We start from the raw sequence: 2,379 nt of genomic DNA, 5'->3' as shown, positions 1-2,379 counted from the left end.
TCGAGGGAGTGCTCGATCTTACCGTCGAAGGCGCTCAGGGCGACCGCGAACCCGGCGTCCACGCTGCGCCGGATCCGGGCGAGGTCGCGCTCCTCGGCGTAGCCGGCGATCAGCACCGCCGTGGCCTGGCCGACCGCCACCGCGGCGGTGAGGACGACGTTCACCAGGGACACGGAGACGCTGTGCACGGCGGCGCTGTCGGTGCCGATGCGGGCGGCGGCGAAGGTCAGCACGCCCAGCACCGAGAACTTCACCAGCACGGTGGCGCCGAGCGGAAGACCGACCCGGGCCAGCCGCACCACCTGGCGCGGATCGGGCCGTCCGGGTCTGATCGGCCGGCCGGCCAGCTCGGTACGGCGGCGCAGCGAGTACTGGTTGAGGCCGGCCGTGACCAGGCCGGAGGCGAGCATGGCAAGACCGGCGCCCGTCAGTCCGAAGCCGGGCAGCGGCCCCGGTCCCCCGACCAGCAGCACCGACAGCGTCACGGACACGGCGGTGCCCACGAGCCCGGACCGCATCACCTGCGCCGACCGCCCGAGCGCGACGAGGACGGACGAGGCCGAGGAGTTGACGGCGATCAGCAGCACGCTGCCCGCCAACATCCAGGGAAAGAGGCCCAGTTGGTAGAGGATGCCGTCCGAAACGCCGAACGCCCCGCCGAGCAGGGGCACCGCCGCGACGGCCGCCGCGCAGACCCCGCCCACGGCGAACGCCGGCCACATCCCGGCGCGCACCAGCGGCAGCAGTCCCTCCGGGTCGTCCCGGTGCGGTGCGACGAACGGCATCACCCCGCGCAACGGTCATGAATGCGCTGCGCTCGCTCACGGCCGACTGGCCTGCCGTCCAACTACCGTGCACCGCATACCGGTTACGGCTGCCGCCACACCCGCTCCGCCACCCGCCGGAAGTTGCCGCCCAGGATCGCGGCGACGGCGTCCTCGGGATATCCCCGGGCACGCAGCGCGCCCTCGACGGTCAACAGACCCTCCGGCGGCATGAAGTCGATCGGTCCCCAAAGGGTGTAGCACTCGGGGTACAGCTCGGGGCTCTGTGCGAGCATCGCGTTGAAGTCCCCTTCGTCGAACGGGTAGTCGGTGGACACCCCGACGTGTTCCGGCCCGACGAGGTCGACGGCGTGGTCGATGTGCCGTACGAGGGCGTCCACGGAGGCGTCGTTGGGGCCGAGGAAGATGCCGACGCCGGTGATGCCGACGACCCCACCCGTGGCGGCGCACTCCCTGGCCTGCTCGTCGGTGATGTTGCGGGGGTGGTCCCACACCGCGCGCATGCTGGAGTGGCTGTAGACGACGGGGAGTTGGGACGCCTCGCACAGGTCGAGTCCGGTACGGGCACCGCAGTGCGAGCCGTCCGCCACCATCCCGACGGCGTTCAACTCCCGTACCAGCGCCCGGCCGTAGGCCGTGAGTCCGTCGTCGACGGCGTCGAGGCAGCCGCCGCCGGCCGCGTTGCGGGTGTTGTAGCTCGGCAGCATGGTGCGCACACCGAGGTCGTAGAAGTGCCGTACCCGGTCCAGGTCCCCTTCCAGCGGCCCGGAGTCCTCCAGGTCGAAGGCGACCGCCACCTCCCCCGCGCGCACGGCTTCGTCGATGTCGTCGACGGTCGCGACCGACCGCAGCCGGCCGTCCGCCGCGATCCGCTCCCGCCAGCTCGCCACCAGGCCGGTGACGTCGGCGGCGCCGTGCGGCGCGTAGCCGACGTTCACCGAGACGAAGCTGCCGCCCGCTCTGCGGTAGCGGGCCAGTTCGCCGACGTCGGCATGGGGCTCCAGCGGCAGAGCGCAGTGCTGCTCCCAGAGCAGGGGCGGACTGTCGGGCGGTGAGGTCTCGTTCGGCACCGTACCGATCATGCCCGCGCCGGGGCTACGGCGTCGAGGGCGGCCCTGTCGAGCCGCGCACCTGGAGTGTCGGCGGGGAGAGGACGGTCTCGGCCGGGCGGGCCGGGTTCGCCATCCGGTCCATGAGGTGCTGCGCGGCGCGACGGCCGATGTCATGGCTGGCGTTGTCGACGGTGGTGAGCCACAGGTGCCGCAGCCGCGCCAGGTAGGTGTTGTCGTAGCCGACGAGGGAGAGGTCGCGCGGTACCCGCAGACCCGACTCCTCGGCGGCCGACAGGGCGCCGACGCAGGCGATGTCGTTGAAGGCGAAGACCGCGGTCGGCGGCTCGGGGGCGTTGAGCAGGCGGACCATGGCGCGGTAGCCGCCCTCCTCGGTCAGGTCGCCCTGTTCCACCGCTGCCAGGTCGGCCAGGCCGTGCTCGCGCACCACCGTCTCGAAGGCGGTGCGGCGCAGTTCGCCGACGACGCCCTGTCCGGCGATGTGGGCGATGCGGCGGTGGCCGAGGTCGACGAGGTGCTCGGTG

General features: G+C 72.7%; 2 protein-coding genes and 1 pseudogene. All 3 read right to left on the bottom strand.

Translation table 11 applies throughout. The features are described 5' to 3' along the window. A pseudogene (locus tag R6V09_RS51045) lies at window positions 1-785 on the bottom strand (polysaccharide biosynthesis C-terminal domain-containing protein); the annotation flags it as partial. A gap of 83 nt (window positions 786-868) precedes the next feature. After that, window positions 869-1,855 (bottom strand): dipeptidase, encoded by a 987-nt coding sequence (locus tag R6V09_RS51040; protein ID WP_317888235.1) that lies wholly within the window; start codon window positions 1,853-1,855, stop codon window positions 869-871. A 25-nt stretch (window positions 1,856-1,880) separates the two neighbouring features. Continuing rightward, window positions 1,881-2,379: LacI family DNA-binding transcriptional regulator (locus R6V09_RS51035; protein ID WP_317888234.1), on the bottom strand; the 499-nt coding region annotated here is incomplete at its 5' end.

This window comes from Streptomyces sp. W16 (genome assembly GCF_033194735.1).
Taxonomy (GTDB): Bacteria; Actinomycetota; Actinomycetes; order Streptomycetales; family Streptomycetaceae; genus Streptomyces.
Note: the sequence above shows the minus strand (reverse complement) of the source record. Positions and strands in the feature narration are given on the sequence as shown.